General features: G+C 32.2%; 3 protein-coding genes and 1 pseudogene. 2 read left to right on the top strand and 2 right to left on the bottom strand.

Going from position 1 to position 3,581, the window contains the following annotated elements:
• Nucleotides 1–15 precede the first annotated feature (15 nt).
• The gene (locus TS1_RS12040) at nt 16–504 is read right to left on the bottom strand and encodes a prolyl-tRNA synthetase associated domain-containing protein (protein ID WP_068710715.1); all 489 of its coding nucleotides are present in this window, start codon (nt 502–504) and stop codon (nt 16–18) included.
• Nucleotides 505–567: 63 nt separating this feature from the next.
• Between TS1_RS12040 and TS1_RS12755 the strand changes: the two are divergent.
• Nucleotides 568–748: pseudogene (locus TS1_RS12755) on the top strand (AAA family ATPase); the annotation flags it as partial.
• A 283-nt stretch (nt 749–1,031) separates the two neighbouring features.
• Nucleotides 1,032–1,235: a hypothetical protein gene (locus TS1_RS12045; RefSeq protein ID WP_068710716.1), complete on the top strand. Its 204-nt coding sequence runs from the start codon at nt 1,032–1,034 to the stop codon at nt 1,233–1,235.
• 35 nt (nt 1,236–1,270) lie between these two features.
• Here the strand turns inward: TS1_RS12045 and TS1_RS12050 are convergent, their stop codons facing one another.
• A complete protein-coding gene (locus tag TS1_RS12050; RefSeq protein WP_068710717.1) occupies nt 1,271–3,292 on the bottom strand; it encodes a cation:proton antiporter in 2,022 nt (673 codons plus the stop codon).
• Between the last annotated feature and the right edge of the window lie 289 nt (nt 3,293–3,581).

The following is a 3,581-nucleotide window of genomic DNA, read 5'->3' on the forward strand; positions in this document are numbered from 1 at the left end:
AATTATTATAATAAACTAAATATCAATAATTGAGTATTTGAAATTAATACTTTTCAGAAATTTAAAAATGTCGTTAGTATTAAGAAAAATAGTTTTAGTATTTACATTAGGATGAAAACTCATACGGGATTCTTTTGTAATTTCTTGATCAAAGTATACTTGTATATCTTTTTCTTTATTATTTAAAAGCCCGAAAACCGAAACTACACCAGCGGGTAAATTCATTTTTTCCATTAAACTATCTTCAGAAGCCATTTTAATTCTCTTTTCTCCAGTAATTTCCTTTATTCTTTCCATATCTAATCTTTTTTGATCATCCATAATCACTAAGTAATATGTTGTTTTCTTTTTATTGGTCAAAAACATTGATTTTGTTCGTACACCTTCAATACCTTCTATAAAACTATCAGCTTCTTCAGTAGTCAATGCTGGTGGATGCTCCACTACTTGAAATGGAATTTTAAACTTATTCAACTTATTTTCTACTAACCCATATGAGTCCAAATTAATCACTCCTTTTAATTATTTTAACATGTTTTAGTAATTAGAATGAATAATTCCTTCCCTCAGCATTTAGAACAATTACGAAATATTTACGATCAACATGATTTAATCATGATTCTTATAGGAATACTTGGCATAGAGAAAAAAAATATCTCGTTATCTGAAACTCTATTCAAGAATAGAGTTTGTATATGAATTTGATAATCTGAGTAAGGATGAAACTCACCATACTTTAGAATATAAATGAGCAGATTTAGAAAGTGACAAACGAAACTCAAAAGGTAAATCCTGTCAAGCAATCTTTCTTATTAAAAAAATAAACTTCAAGTATTATCCCTTCCTTTGCACTTGATAAATAACGCAAGTTTAACTAAATTTTTTTCAATTTCCCTAAAAAAATATAAAGTAATCTTGATAATATTTACGATTATTGTTTATATTTTGCAATGCATTTTGCATTTTATAATAACGTGCATACAGCAAGTAAAAACCCTATTAGAATGAAGCATAAGGATAGAGGTGAATTTATGGCTAAATTTAAGGTTAGATCTGAAAAAAACGATTCGGTCAATAAAACAATTCGTTTTCCGCAAGGTTTAAACGAGCGTATTAGTCAAATTGCACAACAAAATGACACAACTTTTACAAGTGTTGTTTTACAAGCCTGTGAGTATGCATTAAGTAATATGGATGACAATAATTTTAAAGACAAAAAGACCTCAAAAGATTAGCTTTCTTTTGAGGTCTTTATTTTACTTCTTAAAGTCTATCTCCCTTGCTTTTGCAAAGCAAAAGATTCCAATAAGTTTACTTTTTGACGGTAAGAGTTTGCAGTTAAAGGGTTGATCTTTTCTTCTCTTTCAAACGCATCGATTTGTCGACGCTCAAAAGTATAAGCATTGACCAACTCTTGTTTATAATAATGACTGTTTTCAACCAATTCGGGTTCAATAACATCCCGTTCATACAATTGCTTTAAAATTAAGGAACGTCGATTATCTAAATAAGATAAAATTTGGGGATCCAGATTACCTTCTTGTTTTTTTAATTGTTTGCGTATCAAAATCGTATTGTTGACAAAAATACTTTTTAACTCATCAACATCCACGTTGGAAAAGTCGTGACGCTTTGCCCTCTTTTTACGAATCATATAACGCTTTGGGTGCACAATATTACGTAAAATACGTCGACCAGCTAATAACCAAAAACTACTTAGACTTAAAAAACGCTGTTTACCAACTAGTTCGTAATATTCCAACAATCGATTATAAATCCTATAACTTTTCTCACTAATTTTCTTTTTTTGATATAAATCATCCAGCCCTGCTTGCTCGGTCGTCAAAAACCAGCCTTGTAACTCTTGCACTTTTGCTTGCTCCGTTTCTGTCATAGCTTCGGTCATTATTTCAAATGAACGTTGACGATATTGCTCGATAACCGTTTCTATCGCCATCACGTGCATAGCAGAAAGTTCTTTACGTGCACGCTTCATTTGTAAATAACGAATAATAGATTGCAAAATCTGTAACTCCGCTCGATCAACTGGCTTTTCATACTCACCTTCTGATAAAAGTGGTAAGGCAAACATTCCCACCAACAAACTGATGAAAATTACACAAGCAGTTAAAAACAATAATAAAGCGCGTTGTTCAAAAGCAACACCATGAATTGAGACAGGCAAAATGAAGACAGTAGCTAAACTAATGGTTCCTTTTACTCCACCAAACGTTAACAGGAGAAGTTCATGTAAGCCTGTTCGTTTCGTTTGTTTCCTTTCTTTAAAGAAATGGAAAAGTCCAACATAAAGAAAACGAACAAGAAAAATCACTAAGACAATCAATAAAACCATGGCAATTAATTCTACGTTCGAATATGTACGATCACTCCATACAGGACGGAAAACTTCAGACAGTTCGATGCCTAAAAAAAGGAAGACAAGTGCATTAAGCGTAAATCCTATGGTGCTCCAGATATTAGCAGAAATATTGGCTAATTCCGCATCAAATACTGTGACGCGATATTGTCTTTTTGATTGCAAGACCCCTGCAATGACAGCCGCAATAATCCCTGAAAAGCCTAATAGTTCAGACAAAACATAAGCTACAAATGGTAACAATAATTCAATCAATAAATAACTGATTACATCTTGAGAGTCCGTTCTTTCAAGAAAATGAATGACGCGGTTTTTCACCCAAATGACGAAGATTCCTACTAATGCCCCGCCAATGCTGGAAAACAAAAGTGAAACTGAAGCATCAAAAAGTGAAAATACTCCAGTAACTAAAGTAGAAACAGCAAATTGAAAAGCTGTAACTCCAGAAGCATCGTTAAGCAATCCTTCCCCTTCTAAGATATGTAAAACCTTTTCTGGCATTTTTAACCGTTTAGCTAACGAGCCAACTGCAACTGCATCCGTGGGGCCCAATGCAGCTCCAAACGCTAGACATGCTGCTAATGGAATATTAGGAATAAAGGCGTAAAGTGTAAATCCAACTGCTGTCATGGTTAAAAGAACACCCGCAAATGCTAAAAATAATACGGGACCTAAATTCTCAACAATAGAACGTGTATCTGCATTTTTCCCTTCACGAAATAATAAAGGGGCGATAATCAGGACCAGAAACATTTCTGGTTTAAATTCAATTTCACTGCCATATTTTGACAGTCCCAAAAGAATGCCAAGAAAAATTTGAGCAAAAAATATGGGAACGGTCGGCATCATTTTAGTTAAAATGTTAGAAAATGTTATTAAGACCGCAATAATAATAATTAATTCAATAAATTCCATTGCATCACCTCACTTTATTTATTATACACATTTTTTCGTTCAATAAGTTTAGATTTGTCTTAAATTCCAATACAAACACTCAGATAAAGAGAAATAAAAATACTAAATAAAGAACATTTGTCTTTTCTTCTAATAAAAGTTTTCTTTTTAAACAAACACGTCAACGATGTAAAAATTTAAACTATAAAGCTTCATTCTAATATTCGTTTTTCACTCTAGATTCTAGTGAATTTATCGCCTAAAAAAGGTGAACATTTAATACGAAAATAAAGAGTCTGCTAGCACTTTT

The organism is Tetragenococcus solitarius NBRC 100494 (assembly GCF_001544195.1).
Lineage (GTDB): Bacteria > Bacillota > Bacilli > Lactobacillales > Enterococcaceae > Tetragenococcus > Tetragenococcus solitarius.

What these genes read in the sequence shown, in the direction of transcription:
- TS1_RS12045 (WP_068710716.1), top strand. Translation starts at nt 1,032, where the DNA reads ATGGCTAAATTTAAGGTTAGATCTGAAAAAAACGATTCGGTCAATAAA.
- TS1_RS12050 (WP_068710717.1), bottom strand. Translation starts at nt 3,292, where the DNA reads ATGGAATTTATTGAATTAATTATTATTATTGCGGTCTTAATAACATTT.